14 protein-coding genes are annotated in these 17,902 nt (G+C 75.7%); 7 read left to right on the forward strand and 7 right to left on the reverse strand.

Annotated elements, in window-relative coordinates; genetic code table 11:
* The first annotated feature begins 198 nt into the window (after positions 1-198).
* The 3 genes from L1885_RS09925 (at position 199) to L1885_RS09935 (ending at position 3,359) form a co-directional block, all read left to right on the forward strand.
* Positions 199-687 (forward strand): hypothetical protein, encoded by a 489-nt coding sequence (locus L1885_RS09925; protein WP_235796660.1) that lies wholly within the window; start codon positions 199-201, stop codon positions 685-687.
* Positions 688-914: 227 nt separating this feature from the next.
* Positions 915-1,826 carry a sigma-70 family RNA polymerase sigma factor gene (locus L1885_RS09930; protein WP_235796661.1) on the forward strand — a complete coding sequence of 304 codons (912 nt, stop codon included), beginning with the start codon at positions 915-917 and terminating at the stop codon, positions 1,824-1,826.
* 351 nt (positions 1,827-2,177) lie between these two features.
* Positions 2,178-3,359 carry a TDT family transporter gene (locus tag L1885_RS09935; protein ID WP_235796662.1) on the forward strand — a complete coding sequence of 394 codons (1,182 nt, stop codon included), beginning with the start codon at positions 2,178-2,180 and terminating at the stop codon, positions 3,357-3,359.
* Between the two features lie 11 nt (positions 3,360-3,370).
* On the opposite strand, the gene L1885_RS09940 is transcribed toward L1885_RS09935, so the two are convergent.
* A complete protein-coding gene (locus tag L1885_RS09940) occupies positions 3,371-4,537 on the reverse strand; it encodes a helix-turn-helix domain-containing protein (RefSeq protein ID WP_235796663.1) in 1,167 nt (388 codons plus the stop codon).
* 601 nt (positions 4,538-5,138) lie between these two features.
* Entirely contained in the window at positions 5,139-5,990 is an 852-nt protein-coding gene (locus L1885_RS09945) for an RNA polymerase sigma factor SigF (protein WP_235796664.1), read from the reverse strand.
* 405 nt (positions 5,991-6,395) lie between these two features.
* Here L1885_RS09945 and L1885_RS09950 point away from each other — a divergent pair, with 405 nt between their 5' ends.
* Positions 6,396-7,796 carry a baeRF2 domain-containing protein gene (locus tag L1885_RS09950; RefSeq protein WP_235796665.1) on the forward strand — a complete coding sequence of 467 codons (1,401 nt, stop codon included), beginning with the start codon at positions 6,396-6,398 and terminating at the stop codon, positions 7,794-7,796.
* 270 nt (positions 7,797-8,066) lie between these two features.
* Here L1885_RS09950 and L1885_RS09955 read toward each other — a convergent pair whose 3' ends face one another.
* Positions 8,067-8,600, reverse strand: a complete 534-nt coding sequence (locus L1885_RS09955; RefSeq protein ID WP_235796666.1) for an ANTAR domain-containing protein — start codon at positions 8,598-8,600, stop codon at positions 8,067-8,069.
* 353 nt (positions 8,601-8,953) lie between these two features.
* Between L1885_RS09955 and L1885_RS09960 the strand changes: the two genes are divergently transcribed.
* On the forward strand, positions 8,954-9,478 hold the full coding sequence (locus tag L1885_RS09960) for a DUF4232 domain-containing protein (RefSeq protein WP_235796667.1): 525 nt from the start codon (positions 8,954-8,956) through the stop codon (positions 9,476-9,478).
* Between the two features lie 692 nt (positions 9,479-10,170).
* On the opposite strand, the gene L1885_RS09965 is transcribed toward L1885_RS09960, so the two are convergent.
* Positions 10,171-10,887, reverse strand: coding sequence for a pentapeptide repeat-containing protein (locus L1885_RS09965; RefSeq protein WP_235796668.1), 717 nt, complete (start codon positions 10,885-10,887; stop codon positions 10,171-10,173).
* 565 nt (positions 10,888-11,452) lie between these two features.
* On the opposite strand from L1885_RS09965, the gene L1885_RS09970 reads away from it, so the two are divergent.
* Positions 11,453-13,054, forward strand: a complete 1,602-nt coding sequence (locus L1885_RS09970; protein ID WP_268983889.1) for an MFS transporter — start codon at positions 11,453-11,455, stop codon at positions 13,052-13,054.
* Positions 13,055-13,093: 39 nt separating this feature from the next.
* Here L1885_RS09970 and L1885_RS09975 read toward each other — a convergent pair whose 3' ends face one another.
* Together L1885_RS09975 and L1885_RS09980 are read right to left on the reverse strand one after the other, a co-directional pair.
* Positions 13,094-13,591, reverse strand: coding sequence for a GNAT family N-acetyltransferase (locus L1885_RS09975; protein ID WP_235796669.1), 498 nt, complete (start codon positions 13,589-13,591; stop codon positions 13,094-13,096).
* 23 nt (positions 13,592-13,614) lie between these two features.
* Complete coding sequence (locus tag L1885_RS09980) at positions 13,615-14,541, reverse strand: aminoglycoside phosphotransferase family protein (protein ID WP_235796670.1); 927 nt, start codon at positions 14,539-14,541, stop codon at positions 13,615-13,617.
* 92 nt (positions 14,542-14,633) lie between these two features.
* On the opposite strand from L1885_RS09980, the gene L1885_RS09985 reads away from it, so the two are divergent.
* Positions 14,634-16,031 (forward strand): NAD(P)/FAD-dependent oxidoreductase, encoded by a 1,398-nt coding sequence (locus tag L1885_RS09985; protein WP_235796671.1) that lies wholly within the window; start codon positions 14,634-14,636, stop codon positions 16,029-16,031.
* A 115-nt stretch (positions 16,032-16,146) separates the two neighbouring features.
* Here the strand turns inward: L1885_RS09985 and L1885_RS09990 are convergent.
* Positions 16,147-17,902, reverse strand: a 1,756-nt coding sequence (locus tag L1885_RS09990; protein WP_235796672.1) for a restriction endonuclease, incomplete at its 5' end; no start/stop codon positions are given.

Below are 17,902 nucleotides of genomic sequence, written 5' to 3' on the forward strand. Positions count from 1 at the left end.
GGCCGTGCGCCATGGACGACTCCCCTCGCCGAGGGCGTGGGCCGGACGCCCCCACCGTGAGCTCGCCGTCCACCGTACGTCGCCGCAACCCGCGCCGGTCCGGCGGCGCCTTCGGCCCCCGCCCCGGCGCGGCGGGGGCCGGCGGGGCGCGGCGGAGCGGGGCTCTCCGGGGGCGCCGCCTCCGTTTTCGCCGCCGCCGTGTCCATACTGGCGGGCCACGGAGGGAGGCCGCCCGCGGGCGGCAGGACCCTCGGCGACGGCTACGGCCCTGGTTCCTGCGGGGGAGACATGTGTGCGGCACGACGAGTGCGGATCGCCTACGAGCTGAGGGCCGCCGACGCGGCCCCGGGCGGGGCGGCCGGCGGGGAGGCCTGGTGGGAGCGGTCCACCAGGGGCCTGCGGGAGGGTCTCGCCGAACTCGGCCCGGACGCCCGGGCCGGGGAGGGCTTCCGCGCCGACGGTGCCCGCGCCCGCTTCAGTGCGGCGGTGCCGGCGGGCGTGGTGTCCGAGGCCGTGCGCCTCACCATGAGCTGGATCGGCCGCTCCGGGGAGCGCGAGGCGACGCTGACCGCGCCGCACGGCGATGTCCTGCACCTCACCGGCGACCCGCGGCCCGAGGAGGAACTGGACCTGATCGCGCTCTGGCTGACCGCGGCCACGGCATCGGCCTCGGCATCGGGCGAGTGAGCACCGGCACGGCGCCGGCGGACCGTACCGGGGGGACGGGTGCCGGGTCCCGGGGGACGCGTGCCGCGGGGACGCGTGCCGCGGGGACGGGCGCCGCGTGCCTTGGGGGGCGGATGCCGAGTGGCGGGTACGGGTGGCGCGGGTCCGGGCGCCCCGTGGCGTGCGCTGTCACACCGGCCGCCCGCGGTACGTCACCAGGGTGGGGACCCGAGCGGAGGATGTGACCGGTGGACGGGAACGAATGGCTGGCGGAGCGCTTCACTCACGACACGGGCCGGCTGCGCGCCGTGGCGTACCGCATGCTCGGCTCGCTCAGCGAGGCCGACGACGCGGTGCAGGAGGCTTGGCTGCGGCTGAGCCGCACGGACGCCGACGCCATCCAGAACCTGTCCGGCTGGCTGACGACGGTCGTCGGCCGGGTCTGCCTGGACATGCTGCGCTCGCGCGCCGCGCGGCGGGAGGACTCCTACGACGGTGAGGCGTACGTGCCCGAACCGGTCGTCGACCGCCACGGCGCCGCGGATCCCGAGCACCAGGCGCTGACGGCGGACTCGGTGGGCCTCGCGCTGCTGGTCGTGCTGGAGGCGCTGAGTCCGGCGGAGCGGCTGGCGTTCGTCCTGCACGACATGTTCGGCGTCCCGTTCGAGGAGATCGCACCGGTCGTGGACCGTACGCCGGCCGCGACACGGCAGCTCGCGAGCCGGGCCCGCCGCCGGGTGCGGGGGTCCGCGCCGACGCCCGACGCCGACCTGGCACGCCAGCGGGCGGTGGTCGAGGCGTTCCTGCTGGCGTCGCGTGCGGGCGACTTCGACGCCCTGGTGGCCGTCCTCGACCCGGACGTGGTGCTGCGCTCGGAGTACGACCCCGAATCGGCGCCCGTACCCCCTTCCGTGAAGCGGTACCTGCGGGGCGCGCGGAAGGTGGCGAGCCAGGCGGCACTCTTCGGCAGGGGTGCCGGGTCGGGCACGCGGACGCGGATCGCCCTCGTCAACGGGGCGATCGGGGTGGTGACCACGGTGGACGGCAGGCTGCACTCCGTGCTCGGCTTCACCGTCACCGACGGCCGGATCGCCGAGATCGACATCCAGGCCTCGCCGGAGCGCCTGCGGCACGTGGACCCGGCGTTCCTGGACGAGTGAGCCCTGGAGGGAATCCCGGGGCGGGAGATCCGCGAGCGGGAGATCCGCAAGCGGGAGAGCCAGGGGCGGGAGTCCACGGGCGGGAGATCCAGGGGCGGAGTCCGGGGGCGGAGTCCGGGGGCGGTCGGGCCCGTCTGCGGGACCGCGCCCGCGCCCCACCCGTCGCGGCCATGTCCGGATCTGACGGTTGCGTGGCGCATCCGCCCCTGCGACCTGGGGCGATCCGCGCCATAGCCTCGTCACACGTACGGGCCGGCGTTGTCGGCCGCGAGACGTGATCTGTCGTGTTCGGGCCGCCGCCGGCCGCCGGCCGGCGGTGAACCGAGACGACGAAAGCAGGCGTGCCACCCCGTGACACCCCCTTCCACCGACGCCGGCCCGGCCACGACCCGCGCCACGGCCGCCGGAGACGTGAGCCCGTCCGCAGCGGCCACCGCCCCGGATCCGTCACCGGCCGGGGACGCGCCCGCGCGAGACCCGCTGGGGCCCAGCTGGTTCGCGGCCGTCATGGGCACGGGCATCGTCGCGGACGCGGCGGTCACCCTGCCGCGGACCTTCCCCGGCCTCCGGGCCGCCACGACCGCGGTGTGGGCGGGGGCGGCGCTGCTGCTCCTCGCCTTGACCGCCGGCTACCTTCGCCGGCGCGGGCTCCGGCTGCACGCGGCCCACCCCGTCCAGTCACAGTTCCTCGGCGCCCCCCCGATGGCACTGATGACGGTCGGCGCGGGCGCGCTGCTGCTGGGGCGGCAGCTGATCGGCGCGCGCGCCGCGCTCGACGTGGACTGGGTGCTGTGGGCGCTCGGCACCGCGCTCGGCCTTGCGACCGTGTGCGTGGTGCCGTACCGGATGATCTCCCGGCACGTGTACAAGCCGGGCGCCGCCTTCGGCGGCTGGCTCATGCCGGTGGTGCCGCCCCTGGTCTCGGCGGCGACGGGCACGCTGCTCGTGCCGCACGCCCCCGCCGGCCAGCCGCGGCAGGCCCTGCTGCTGGGCTGCTGGGCCCTGTTCGGCCTCGGCGTCGTCGCGGTGCTCCTCGTCCTGTCGATGGTCTACAGCCGACTCGTGCACCACGACGCGCCCTCCGGGGCCGTCGTCCCCACGGTGTGGATCGGCCTGGGCGCGCTGGGCCAGGCGGTGACGGCGCTGGGCGGGTTGGCGGCAGCGAGCTCCGGCACCCTGCCCGCCCCCTACGCCCGGGGCGCGGCCGTGATCGCCCTGCTCGGCGGGGTGTCGATATGGGGCTTCTCCATGCTCTGGCTCGCCCTCGCGACGGCGCTGACCGTGCGGGAGGTCAGGTCCGGCCTGCCCTTCGCCCCCACCTGGTGGTCCTTCATCTTCCCGCTGGGCGCCTGCGTCACCGCGACCAGCGCCCTGGCCGCACGCACCGGTTCGCAGCTGTTCGTGTGGCCCGCCGTCGCGCTGTACGCGGCGCTCGCGGCCGCCTGGGCCGTGGTGGCCTGGCGCTCCCTGCGGTACGCGGCGAGCGAGGTGCGCCCGCCGCGGGCGGGAGCCGCGAGGGCGATCGGCGCCTGACTCCCGCGGTCTCAGGCGCAGTCCGAGCGGGCGCCGTCCCCGCCGGCCGCGCGGCAGGACCCGCACAGGGTGCCCTCCGGCCCGCTCGTCCGGAACGCCCGCTCGCATCCGTCGCACGTCACGAGCGGATCGGGCCCGAGAGCCTCCGGGGCCGGATCCGAGGGCCGCGGCAGCGACGGCGGCAGCAGCGCCGAGAGCCGGTACGCGACGAAGCGGGCCGGATGGTGGATCGGCACGTCGGGCGCCGGGAGCCCCGCCGTGAGGGCCCGGGCCACCTGTTCGGGCGTCAGGGACCGGTCGAGCCACCGCGCCACCTCGGGCGCGAGGCGCTCCACGTCCCGGTGGGAGAGCACGAGCCGGGGATCCACGAGGCGCAGCCGTACGAGCAGGTCCCGGCCGGGTCCCGCGGTCGGAGCGGCCGTCGCGGGGCCCGGAGCGCGGGAGGCGCCGGAAGCGGGGGCGGGAGTGGGAGTGGGAGTGGGAGTGGGGACGGTGGCGGGAGTCGGAGCCCCGACGAGGGCCGGAACGGCGGCGGGAGACGGAGCGGCGGCCGGAATGGGAGCCGGAGCGGAAGCGGGGTCCGCCGCCGGAGCGGAAGCGGCGGTGGGAGTGGGAGCGGCCGTGGCGGCGGGGGACGCGCGGTCGCACTCCGGGCCCGGGCCGAGCGGTTCGACCCGCCCGTCCGCTCCGTCCCCGCCGTTCTCACCGTCCCCGCCGTCGCGGCCGGGGCCGGCCGGACCGGGCCGGAAGCCGGGGCCGGGGCCCGGCCGGGGACGAACGGGCCCGCCGGGCGGGCGGGTCGACTCGGGCTTCGCCCGCCCCCGTTCGCCCCTGGCCGCAGGTCTCCGGCCCGCAGGTCCCCTGCCCGCGCCCGCGTCCGCTTCCGCGTCCGGCCGGTCGTAGAAGAACGTCCGCGTGGCGAAGCGCCCGCCGCCCAGGGGCAGCCGCCTGCGGACGACGTACCCCGCCGCCTCCAGCTCGTTGAGCGCCCTGCGGACGGTCGTCTCGCCCTCGCGGAAACGCAGCGTCAGCGCCTTCGCCGTGACGGACTCGCCGTCCGGCAGGGACTGGATGTGGACGGCGATGCCGATCGCGACGGCGGAGAGGGCCGGGTGCTGCGCCAGGTGGTTGCCGACCACGGTGAAGCGCTCGACATGGCGGTGCCGGACGTGGATCACTCCGGCGCGCGGGGATCCTTGAGGGAGCTGTGGCGGGCACGCGGCCGCGCTAAAATTCTGGACAGCCATGGGAAGGTGTTTGCTTCCTTCTGGTCAGGCCCTCGAACAGGATTGCCGTCCTGCCGGGGGCCATTTACTTGTGGGGTACAACGGGCGCGCGACCGCAACCGGTGACGCAGCGGTTACACGCTGTGGCCGACGGTAGCGCATGACGCGCCGGGGCCGGATACCTCGTCACTCGATCGGGTGGCGGCTCGCGCGCGGCGCGCGCCCGCCCCCGCGGCCGGTCCGGTCAGGTCCGGTCCGGTCCGGTGGGGGCAGGTCTGGTTCTCTCCCGGTCCTTTGATTGAGGGCGTGGCCCGCCGGGGCGCGGTCCACCGGGACGCGTGCCGCCGCGTCCCGGTGCGCCCGGCCGCGACCGGCTCGTACGCCCGTTCGGCACCGGCCCGTCGCGGCGCGGCATCGAGGACGGCTCCACCAAGGCCGGAGCAGCGCGACACCGGATGCGGCGCGGCACCGGGGCGCGGAGAACCGCGCCCCGGTGGCCGGCCTCGCCCGTCGCCACGTGCCGGCCCGCCACGACCGGCCCGTGCGCCGGCGTTCACTGCCGGTCCGCGAGGACCTCTTCCCTGATGCGCGAGCACGAGCGGCTCAGCAGCCGGGACACGTGCATCTGCGAGACCCCGAGATCCTCGGCGATCTTGCTCTGCGTCATGTCCCGGAAGAAGCGGAGGTAGAGCACCTTCCGTTCGCGCGGCGGCAGTTCGCACAGCCGCGGCTTCACGGCCTCGCGGTCGATCACGACGTCGATGGCGGGGTCGGGCTCGCCGAGGGTGTCGGCGAGTGCGGGCGCGAAGCCGTCGGCCGGGCCGTGGAACTGGGCGTCGAGGGAGAGGGACGTGAAGCTCTCCATGGCCTCCATCCCGTCGACGACCTCCTGCTCCGTGAGGCCCGCGTGCGCGGCGATCTCCGCCGTCGTCGGCGAGTGGCCCGACACCTCGCCCGTCTGCGACAGCTCCTGGCGCGCCTTGCGGATGCGGCCGCGCAGGTCCTGGACGCGCCGGGGCACGTGCACCGTCCACATGTAGTCGCGGAAGTGCCGCTTCAGCTCCCCGTCGACCGTCGGGACGGCGTAGCTCTCGAAGGCGATGCCCCGCGCGGGGTCGAACCGGCGGACCGCCTTGACCAGGCCGAGCGCCGCGACCTGCCGCAGATCCTCCAGTGCCTCGCCGCGGTTGCGGTAGCGCCATGCCATGCGGTGTGCGAGCGGCAGCCACGCGGTGACGACGGCCTGCCGGATGCGTTCCCGCTCGGCCTCCACGCCGGGGTCGTCCCCCGTCAGGCGCGCGAGCCTCTCGAAATCCTCCGAGGTGTCGGGCGCGTCGTCGTGCGGATGTTTCGGCGCGGTGCGCGGCCGCTCCCCGGTGGTGTGGGAAGACACGCTCGTAGCCATCTGTGCTCACCCATCCTCGAACGGTTCGGAACCTCACCGCCGGGGCGACTCCCTCGGGACCGGACGCGCCGCGCGCACCGCACGCCCGGAGCGAACAGCCGCTCCCACGGACATGCCTCCGGTCCGAAGCACGACTGATTGATCCCCGGTAGGAAACGAATAAAACATGACAATCTGGTCGATTTATTGCGCGAGGCGCCGCGCGCGGCCCCCGGGCGTCCGCGGCCCCTGCCCGTCCCCGGCCCACGTCCCCCGTCGTCCGCGCCTCACGCCTCCTGTCGCCCGCGCCCCACGTCCCCGGCCGTCCGCGCCCCACGTATAGGGGCAGCGCCGTCGGGTACTCGGCGCGGTCAAGGCGCTTCCGGGCGCCGGTAAGAACACAGCTCGCCAAGACCGGAGGAGCACATGAACCTCGCACCCCTCTCGCCCCTCTACGAACGTCCCGGCCCGTGGGCCTCCGTCTACGTCGACACCTCGGCGGCCGACCAGGCGCCCACCGGTCGCAGCGAACTGCTCGGTCGGCAGATCTGCGCGGATCTCGCCGCACAGGGCGCGGACGAAGCCACCTGCAAGGCCGTGCGCGACGCGCTCGACGCGTACGCGCTCGACCCCCGCGACCGGGGCGGCACCGGCGCGCAGGACGCGCGGGACGAGAGCACGGGCGAGCGGCTCGGGGCGTACGGGCACGGCGGTCGCGCGATCTTCGCGACACACGGCGAGGTGGTGCTGGAGCCCGACCTCGCCACCACCCCGCCCACCGAGACCGCCGCGAGCTGGGGCCCCCTCCCGCACGTCGCGCCCCTGCTCGAACTGGCCGCGGCCGAGCCCCGCTGCCTCGTCGTGTACGTCGACCGCATCGGCGCGGACTTCGAACTCCGCACGACGACCGGTCGTTCCTCGCTGGGCAGCGCCGACGGGGAGGACTGGCCGGTGCACCGCACGGCCACCTCGGAGTGGGACGAGCGGCATTTCCAGCTGAGCGTCGAGAACACGTGGGAACAGAACGCGAAGAACGTCGCCGACGCCCTGACCTCCAAGCTCGCCGAGACCGGCGCGGGCCTGGTGGTGCTCGCGGGCGACGACCGCGAGCGGCGGACCGTGCGGGTGCTGCTGCCGCGCCAGTTGAAGGCGACCGTCGTCGAGTCTCCGCACGGCGGCCGGGCGCGCGGCGCGGACAGCAGGCTGCTCGACGAGGACATCGCCGAGGCGATGCACGCGTACACGCAGGACCGCACGGCCGACGACCTCGACCGCTTCCGCGCCGGGAACTCCCTGACCAACGGCCGGCTCGACGCCGTCGAGGGCGTGCCCGCACTCGTCGAGGCGGCCCGCGAACACCGCATCGACACGCTGTTCGTGCAGCCGGACGGGTCGGACGCGAACCGCGAGGTCTGGGCAGGCACGGACCCCGACCAGATCTCCATGCGCCGCACCGACACCCGCTACCTGGGCGAGCCCGAGCCCTTCTCCGCGCGCGCCGACGACGCCCTGATCCGCTCCGCGGTGATGACGGGCGCGGATGTCGTCCTCGTCGAACCCGCCCCCGACCTGCGCGGCGACGACATCGGGGTGCCGCCGGACGCCGCGGGCGGCAACGGCAACGGGGCCGGCGAGTTCCGCCCCGAGTCCGCCCGGGCCTACGCCCCGGGCGCCCCGGACGCGGACGACGACGAGGTGCGTGCCGAGCAGGAGCGGGCCCGCCGCCTCCGGGGACCGACCGGCGGCCTCGGCGCGCTGCTGCGCTGGCCCTACACGACGGGGCACCCGGGCGAGGAGGCCCTCGCGTCCGCGGAGGAACGGTCCTGACGCCTCCCGCCCGGACCCCCTGCCGGACCCTCTGAGAGTTCGCGTCCGGCTCGCGTCCGGAGTCCTCGGTGACCCGCACCCACGCCCGCCCGCCGTTCCCGGGCGGGCGTGGGCGGCAGGACGGCGGCGGGACGGCAGCGGGACGGCAGCGGGACGGCGGCCGTCGCCGGGCCGGCCGCGACCCGCCGAGCAACAGCACGTCCGGAACAGGACGGCGACAGCCCGCCGGGCAACAGCACGTCCAGAACAGGACGGCGACAGCCCGCCGGGCTACGGCAGGTTCCGGCGCCCCTCCTCGGACCGCTGTTCCTCGCGCTCGGACCGCTGTTCCTCGCGCGGCTCCTCGGCCGGCCGGTCGTGGTGCCGCTCCCCGGACGCCTGTTCCTGGCGGCGCTCCTCGGCCAGCCTGCGGAAGGACGCGTTGAGCGCCTCGCGCACCTGCGGCGCGGGCGGCGGGCCCTCGACACCGTCGACGAGGGCCTGGGCGATGGCGCGCAGTTTGATGTTCGTGTGCTGCGAGACCTCCACCAGCACCCGCCAGGCGTCGTCGGGCGTGCACCGGCCCGTCGCCATGACCAGTCCCCGGGCCATGTCGATGACGGGGTGCGACTCCAGCGCGTGCCGCAGCCCGTCCACCTCGCGCCGCAGGCCCTCGGCCTCCAGCGTCGCCTCGACCGCGCGGAACTGGGCCTCGTCCGAGGCCTCCCACTCGTCGCCGAAGGGCCGGTCCCCGGGCGCGACGGGCTCGTGGGTCGCCCGGTCCGCCGCTCCGTCCGGCGCCGGCTCGCTGTCCTGATCTGTCATCGCGTCCCCGTTCCGGGTTGCCGTCCGATACAAGCCTGCCCCCGGCGTGCCCCCACGGCCAGCCAAAGGACACGGGCAGCAGCCGGGCCGCGCCGGTCCGCGGCGCCACCGGCACGGTCCGCGGCCCGGCGAGGAGCCCGCTGCGTGCCGCCGCCCCTCGGAAGGACGCCGAAGCATTCACCCCTGGGGGTGAGGGCAGACGCCTGTGTGCGAGGAGAGCGCGTACGAGCGGTATCCGTACCGGTACTCGCGGCGCTCCTCGTGGCGTGCATCGCGGACGGCAGTCCGCGCTGCGGCGGGATCCGCGGAGGACCAGGAGAACTGCGAGAGCACCGAGAAGGGAAGTGCGGACCATGGGTCGCACGAGCCGTACCGTCGCCGCCGCGGCGACGGGCGCACTGCTGCTGGCCGGGACGACGGCGGCCACCGCCGCGGCAACACCGGCCGCGGCGAGGACTCCCACCTGCCGTACGGCGGACCTGAGCGGGAAACTCACCGAGCCCCTCGCGGGGGGCATGAACCACGCCGGCAACCGGCTCGTGCTCACCAACACCGGCGGCCGCACCTGCGCGCTGCGCGGCTACCCGGGCCTCGGCCTGGAGAACGCGGGTCATCGCGGCCTGCCGACGAAGGCCCAGTGGGGCTCGACGTGGTACGCGGCCGACCCGGGCGTCCGCACGCTGACCCTCGCGCCGGGCAGGCAGGCCCAGGCGGTGGTGTCCTGGACGCACACGGGCAACCGCGCGGGTGCCGCCTCGTATCTGGAGATCACCCCTCCGGCGTCGACCTCGCACCTCACCGTGCCGTTCAGGCAGCAGGTGGACGGCGGAACGATGCAGGTGACGGCGCTGTCCACGAACGTCCCCCTGCGCGGCTGACGGCCCCTCGGCCGGCGGGGACCCGGCGTCGCACGCGGCCGGAAGCGGGCCCGTACCGCCACGTCCGGAAACGGGGCCGTGCCGCCGCACCCGTGCGGGTCCGGCGGGCAGGGACCATGAAGCGCCGCACGAGCCCCGCGGACGCACCGGGCCGCCGCGCCCGCGTGCGGGCGGCCGGGCGGGCCGTACGGAACGGCCGGTATGTACGGGACGTCAGGGACGCGGCCGACTCGCCCCGCCCGTCGGCTACTTCGGGATCCTCCCGCTTCCCGGCGAGGCGTCGGCCTCGCGCGGAACCCGGTCCGGCAGGCCCCTCATCACGGAAACCGCAGGTCCGAGGGGCTGTCCGGGGGCGAACACGAATTCCTTCCATTCCTTTTCGAGGATGGGCACATACATCGGGGCCGCCAGGGCAGACGATGAGCTGCCGGCGCATCGCCCCACGGGAGCGGACCCTGATCCGTTCCCTCCCCCCACATCCGGGGCGGCTCCGGAGCACCTGAAGGCCCCGGTCATCCCCCCAGACCGGGGCCTTCAAAATGCCCGCGCGCGGTCCCGGACCCGGGGACCCGGGGCCGCGGCCGGACGGGACCGGAGAGGGCGGTCCGGGGCGGCGGCCGGCGGCCCGGCCGCCGCGCCCCTGCGGCGCCCGGCACCTCCCGGCTGCCGCGCCGGGGTGGGCCACCCCGCGGTCAGTCGATCACCCGGACCCCGAGGTGCGCGGCGAACGCCGGGGCCAGGTAGAGCAGTTGCGGGGTGCTGATGACGGCGCCCGCGAGCCGGTCCAGCCCCTTCGCGACGTCGAGCTCGCCCGCTCCGCGCAGGTCCACGTCCTTGAGCGTCACGCCCGTCAGGTCGGCCCGCCGCAGGGTGCAGTCCCGGAACTCGACGCGCGTGAGTACCGCCCCGCCGAAGTCGGGCTCGTCCAGGACGCACCCCTCGAAGACCACGTCGGCCAGGCGGGCCTGTCGCAGATTCAGGTAGTCGATCTTCCCGCCCCGGACCAGGACCCGCTCGAGTCCGGCGCCGTGCAGTTGCGTGCCACCGAGCCGCGCGTCCACGATTTCGACGTCCCGCAACGTCGCGCCGGCCAAATCCGTGCCCACGCCCCGGACGCGGGTCAGCACCGAGTCGATGAAGCGCGCACGCCCCAACTCCGCCTCGTCCAGCACGCAGTCCGTGAGGGCGCAGTCCATGAAGCGGGCGCCGGGCCCCTCCTGCCCCGCCAGGTCCGCTCCCGCGAACTCCAGGCCGTCGAAGTCGCCGTCCGCCTCCAGCCCTCCCCCGTAGGGTTCGAGCCGCGGCAGCCGCACCTCGGGCCGGCGCGCCGGGGCCACCCGCCCGCCCTCCTCGCGCCGCCGTCCCGCGTCCCGGCCGCCGCCCGCCGTCTTCCTCGCCCTCGTCGCCATGCCCTCATCCTGTCGCACCCCGCCGACAGCGGGCCGCGTGCGCCCCCTGGCCCGCCGGAGGTACGGGGCGCCCGCCCGGTGTCCGCTCCTCCGGGCGCCCCTCGCTCCGGACACCTCCGGCCCGCGTGACTCCCGACCCGGCCCGCGCAAACGAGGCGCGCACAAACGGGGCTCGCGATCCACCGCCTCGCAGGCCTCGCCCGGTCCTGTCATGCTCGATGGGACGGGTTGCGCCCGAACCGCGCGGAGCCGGCATCCACCCGGTCGCCGCAGGACGGCCGCGGCCCGCCGCGCGGCGGCGGGCGTCCCGGCCGAGGCGCGGGCGAGGCCCGCGAGGACGCGGCCCGTACCGGAGGCATCGGGCCGGCACCCCGGGGCCACCGGGCCCCGACCCCCCCCGGAAGCGATCCGCCCACCCGTCCGTCCATGCCCATTCATGCCCGTCCAACCGTCCACGCGGTCCCGGCCCCTCCCTGCCCTTCCCCGTTAATTCATGACACCATGAATAAACCACACGGGGGTCGTCCGGACCCCTGTTGCGATCCTCCTGTTAGGACGACGCGCGATGAGCAATCCGGCGACACCCTCACATCCGTCCGACGCCCCGGGTTCCAGCCCGGGCGCGCCCGCGGCGCAGCAGCGGCAGCAACAGGACGCGCATCGCTGGTGGGCCCTGGCGGTCATCGCACTGGCGCAGCTGATGGTCGTCCTCGACGCGACGATCGTGAACATCGCGCTCCCGTCCGCGCAGCGCGAGCTGGGGCTCAGCACGGGCAACCGGCAGTGGGTCATCACCGCGTACACGCTGGCCTTCGGCGGACTCCTGCTGCTCGGCGGCCGCATCGCCGACCTGGTCGGCCGCAAGCGCACGTTCATGATCGGGCTCGTCGGCTTCGCCGTCGCGTCCGCGCTGGGCGGCGCCGCGCAGAACTCGGCCATGCTCTTCGGCGCCCGGGCGCTGCAGGGTGTGTTCGCCGCGATCCTGGCCCCGTCCGCGCTGTCGCTGCTGACGACGACGTTCACCGACAGCAGGGAGCGCTCGAAGGCGTTCGGCATCTACGGCGCCATCGCGGGCGGCGGCGCCGCGATCGGGCTCCTGCTCGGCGGCGTCCTCACCCAGTACCTGGACTGGCGCTGGTGCCTGTACGTGAACGTGGTGATCGCGGCCATCGCCATCGCCGGCGCGATCGGCCTGCTCCACGACCGCCAGGGCCACCGCGACGCTCGACTCGACATCCCGGGCGTGATCCTCGGCTGCGGCGGCCTCGTCGCGATCGTCTACGGCCTGAGCGAGGCCGAGTCGCGGGGCTGGTCGTCGCCGGTGGTGCTGGGCCTGCTGATCGGCGGTGCGGCGCTGCTGGTCGCGTTCGCCCTGTGGCAGAACCGCGCCACGCACCCCCTGCTGCCGCTGCACATCATCGGCGACCGCTCGCGCGGCGGCGCGGTGATCACGACGTGCCTGTCGACCATCGGCCTGTTCGGCGTGTTCCTCTTCATGACGTTCTACCTGCAGAACGTGCTGGGCTACTCGGCGCTGCGGGCGGGGCTCGCGTTCCTGCCGATGTCCGGAATGATCATCCTGGGTTCGACGCAGATCTCGGCGCGGCTGCTCAACCGCATCCAGCCGCGCCTGCTCATCGGCCCGGGCCTGCTGATCGCGGCCGGCGGCCTCTACATCCTGACGTTCCTGGACACGCACTCGTCCTACGCGGGCCACATCCTGCCCGGCACGCTGACCCTCGGCCTCGGCCTGGGCCTGGTCTTCGTCCCGGCCATCGCCACGGCGACGGCGGGCGTCGCACCGCGCGACGCGGGCGTGACCTCCGCGACCGTCAACACGGCACAGCAGGTGGGCGGTTCGATCGGCACGGCCCTGCTCAACACCATCGCGGCCACGATCACCAGCAGCTGGCTGGCGTCCCGTCTGCCCGCCGCGGCGGCGGCGAACGGCGGCAGGCTGACCGGCGCGCAGCGCCGCGCGCTGACCAACGCGGGCGTCACCCACGGCTTCACCGTCGCCATCGGCTGGGCGGCCCTGATCATGCTGCTCGCGTCGCTCATCGCGTTCTTGATGATCAACGCGCGGCCCGGGAGCAGGGGGGCGGAGGCCGAGGCGTCGTCGGGCGGCCCGAGGACGCCGAGCCCGGTGGCGGGGCGCACCGGCTGACGGCGCGCTCCCGCCGCTCGGCGCGGGTGACGCCCGCGATCACGCGGAGCCGGGCGCACTCCGCTGCGTGCCGAGCGCGGTCAGGGCGTCGTCCGTGAGCCGGAAGACCGACCAGCCGTCCTGCGGGCGGGCGCCGAGCGCGCGGTAGAACGCGATCGACGGCTCGTTCCAGTCGAGGACCGACCACTCCAGGCGCCCGTAGCCGCGCTCCACGCAGATCCTCGCGAGTTCGCGCAGCAGGCCCTTGCCGTGGCCGCCGCCCCGGCGGTCGGGGCGGACGTACAGGTCCTCCAGGTAGATGCCGTGCACGCCGCGCCAGGTGGAGAAGTTGAGGAACCACAGCGCGAAGCCGACCGTGCTCCCGTCGCCGTCGTCCACCGCGACATGGGCGTACGCGGCCGGCCGCTCGCCGAACAGCGCCTCGTGCAGCTGCCGCTCGGTGGCCCGGGCCTCGGGCAGTGCCTTCTCGTACGCGGCGAGCTCGCGGACCATCGCGTGGATCTCGGGGACGTCGTCGGGGGTTGCGCTGCGAATCATGCCCCCACCCTGCCAAACGCCGCTCACCGCGCGAGCAGCACCCGGCCCACGTGCGCCTCTCCGTCGCCGAGCGGCTCCCCGTCGGCCCAGCGCCACAGGCCCTCCTGGAGGACCCGCGCCAGCGTCCAGGCGCGGGCGCGGTCCCGGTCGAGGCCGAGCACGCCGGTCATCACGTCGAAGCGCGGCAGCACGTCCTGGGGGTCGAAGCGGTTGCGCAGGGCGGGGAACAGCTCGAAGCCGGGGTCCCCGGCGAGCGGCTTGGGGTCGATGGCCAGCCAGGGGCCGCCGCCCGCACCGCCGGACGCCCCGCCGTGCGGGTCGCGGGCGGCGGGGCGGCGCGAGGCCAGCACGTTCTCGTAGTGCAGGTCCCAGTGCAGCAGCCGGTCCCCCGGCTCGCCCGCCACCTCCCGCACGGCCGCGGCGCACTCGCGCAGCAGCGCCGCGTGCGGGAACCCGGGCGGCACCTCCCCGATCACCGACAGCATCGCCGCCGTCGCGTCGGCGAGCGTCCTGGTCCCCGCGGGCGCGGGCACCGCCGTGAGGCGGGCCAGCAGCCCGGCGATCACCTCGACGGCCCCGGCGACCGGCACGGTGCTCAGGTCACGCGCCGGATCCGCCGCCTCCAGGAGCAGTACGCCCGTGCCCGGCGCCTCGGCCCGCGCCAGCAGCCGTACCGCGCCGCGGCCGTCCCAGGCGCCGAGCGCCGTCGCCTCGCCCGCGGACTCCGCGTTGAGGAACTGGAGTTTGAGCGCGGCGGCCGTCCCGTCCGCCTCCCGCACGACCGGCAGCACCAGCGCGGTCATGCCGTGCCGGGCCCGGCCGGTGCGCCGCAGCCCCCAGCGGGCCAGGAAGGCGGCCGCGTGCCCGGGCAGCGCCGCGACGAACGCCCGCCCCGCGTCCCCCTCGTACCGGGCCTGCGCCTCGGCCAGGCCCGGAGGTACCTCGATCATGCGGCGAGGGTAGAGCAGCGGGGCGCCCCGCGCGTGCCCGCTGCGGCGATCGTCTGGACAGGGCGGACCGGCCAGGTGTACGAATCGAGCCCATGAGCAGCGCGGACACCGTGAACGGCGGGATCTCCTTCTGGTACGCCCAGGACGGGGTGCCCGTCCCCCGCGAACCCCTCGGCGGGAACGCGAGCGCCGACGTGTGCATCGTGGGCGGCGGGTTCACCGGGCTGTGGACGGCGTACTACCTGAAGAAGGCCGCGCCGTTCCTCACCATCACGCTGCTGGAGGCCAAGTTCTGCGGCTACGGCGCCTCGGGGCGCAACGGCGGCTGGCTCTACAACGGCATCGCGGGCCGCGACGCCTACGCGAAGGCGCACGGCCACGACGCCGCAGTGCGCCTCCAGAGGGCGATGAACGCGACGGTCGACGAGGTCGTGGCGGTCGCCGCCGAGGAGGGCATCGACGCGGACATCCATCAGGGCGGCGTCCTCGAAGTCGCCTACACGCCGGCCCAGTTGACGCGACTGCGGGAGTTCCACGCGGCGGAGCTCGCGTTCGGCGAGGGCGACCGCGTGCTGCGCGGAGCCCGCGAGACGGCCCAGCGCGTCCACGTGGCCGGCGCCGTCGGCTCCACCTGGACCCCGCACGGCGCCAGGCTGCACCCGGCGAAGCTCGTCAAGGGCCTCGCCGCGGCGGTGGAGGCCCTGGGCGTCACCATCCACGAGTCGACGCCCGTCACCGAGATCCGGCCCAAGCACGCCGTCACCCCGTACGGCACGGTGCGCGCGCCCTACGTCCTGCGCTGCACGGAGGGCTTCACGGCGGGGCTCAAGGGCGACCGGCGCACCTGGCTGCCGATGAACTCCTCGATGATCGCGACCGAACCGCTGCCCGAGCGGGTGTGGGACACCATCGGCTGGGAGGGCATGGAGACCCTCGGCGACATGGCCCACGCCTACATGTACGCCCAGCGCACCGCGGACGGCCGCATCGCGCTCGGCGGCCGGGGCGTGCCCTACCGCTTCGGGTCCCGGACCGACAACGACGGCCGCACGCAGCCCGCGACGATCGACGCGCTGCGCGAGATCCTGGTGCGCTTCTTCCCCGCGGCGGCGGGCGTGCGCATCGCCCACGCCTGGTCCGGCGTCCTGGGCGTGCCGCGCGACTGGTGCGCGACCGTCGCGCTCGACCGCTCCACCGGCCTCGGCTGGGCCGGCGGCTACGTCGGCTCCGGCGTCGCCGCGACGAACCTGGCCGGGCGCACCCTGCGCGACCTGGTCCGGCAGGACTCGGGCCAGACCGGCCCCACCGACCTGACCACCCTGCCCTGGGTCAACCACCGGGTCCGCAAGTGGGAGCCGGAGCCGCTGCGCTGGCTGGGTGTGCAGGGGATGTACGCCGCCTACCGCGAGGCCGACCGCCGCGAGGCGCACGGCCACTCGGCGGCCACCCACCCGATCGCCCGCGCGGCGAACCGGATCACGGGGCACTGAGCCGCGGCGCGGGCGGGCGGCCCGTTCCCTACCGCGCGCCGGGGCCCGGCCCGTGCGGGGCCCCGGACCGCCCGGGCCCCGCCCCGCCGCGCCGGCCGGCCCGTGCGGGCCCGGATTACTCGACCTCGACGCCGAAGTCCTCGACCAGCTCGGCGAGGCCGCCCCGGTAGCCCTTCCCGCCGACCACGAAGTCCCAGTCGCCGCCCTCGCGGCGCCGGAACGAGCCGAGGACCAGGGCCGTCTCGCCCGGGCGGCCGTCCGAGACCTCCAGGCGGTCCAGTTCGGCGCCCGCGGCGTCGCGCAGCCGGATGCCCGCCTCCGTGAAGCCCGACAGGTCGGACTCCGGGTTGGCGACCGGGTCCACCGCGGCGACCAGCACGAGCCGGTCCGCGCCCGGCGGCAGCCGGTCGAAGCCGACGCGTATCGCCGCCCGGTCGTCCCCCGCCGGACGGACCATCGCGACCGAACCGTCCGGCGTGCGGTGGTTGTTGAAGAAGACGAAGTGGTCGTCGCCGAGCACCCGCGTGCCCCGGCACAGCAGTGCGCAGACGTCGAGGGCCACGTCCCCCGCCCACACCATGCCCAGTGTGTTCGCGTCCGGGTCGGCCGCCGCGTCGACCTGCGTCGCGCCCTCGCCGGAGGCGCGCTGCTCCGGGACGCCGCCGCGCGGGCCGAGGCGTCCCCGCAGGCCGTACCGGTGCAGCAGCTCCACGAGTTCGGGCCCGGAGACCAGTTGCAGGGGCTTGCCGTTGGCGAAGGCGCGGGAGCCGTTGCCGAAGCCCGAAGTCGTCACCAGGAGGCCCTTGTTGGCGCCCTGGTCCTGCACCGTGCCGTACAGGTCGCGCACGGCGGTGGGCGGCACGGTGTTGCGGTACCGCTTCACCTGCACGACGATCTTGCCGCCGCTGATCGGGTCCGGGTCGAGCGCGTCGACGTCCACGCCGCCGTCGCCCGACCTGACCGTGGTCAGCGCGCGCATGCCGCGGGCCCGGAACAGGTCGGCGACGAGCTCCTCGAACTCCAGCGGGTCCATCTCGAAGAGGTCGGGCTCCTCGCCGCCGCCGTGCGAGACGACGACGCCCGTGGCCACCTCGTCCGGCAGCCGCACGGTGCCGACGGCCGCGAGCTGGTCCGGGCGGGCGGACAGCTGCCCGCGCAACCCGTCGACCAGGCAGTCCACCGGGCTGACGCGCTCCAGGTTGAGCGCGTCGAAGTCGTCGCGGCCGACGGCCACCGACGCCAGGTGCACCCGCGCCGGGCGGCCCGTCGCCGGATCGGGCCCGTCCACGAACCCGTTCAGCGAGACGGCCCGCAGCGTGCGGAACTCGTCCGCGGCGAACACCTCCCGCAGCACCAGCAGCGCACACTGCGCGAGCGTCTCCCGGTACAGCGCGCGCCGCCGGGTCGCGGGCCGCGCCACCTCGCGCTCCTCGTCGGCGCCCGCCACGTACCGCACGGACCTGACCTCGGGCACCACGTCGAACGGCGGCAGCTCCCACTCCAGCACGAGCTCGCCCGCGCCCCGGTCGTAGGCCGCGCTGACCTGGCGCGGGAACGCGTCCGGCCAGGCCGTCGACGCGTACAGCGCGGCGGTGAAGTACTCGACGGCCGTCTCCGCGTCGCCGTCGCGCAGGCCCGCCGCCATCGCGCGGACCCCGTCGTTGTGGCGCTCGGTCTCGGCCCGTACGCCCGCCGCCCAGGCGTCGTACTGCCCCCGGTACGCCTCCAGCTGCCGCACGCGCTGCTGCTCCGCGTACCGCGCGGCCCGCAGGTCGTCCTCGTAGCGCCGCCGCGCCTCCTCCCGGGCCGCCTGCCGGCGCGCGTGCGACCAGCCGCGGCCCTCGGCGCGGTAGCGCGCCGGGTCCGGCATC

This window comes from Streptomyces fuscigenes (assembly GCF_021556455.1).
Classification (GTDB): domain Bacteria; phylum Actinomycetota; class Actinomycetes; order Streptomycetales; family Streptomycetaceae; genus Streptomyces; species Streptomyces fuscigenes.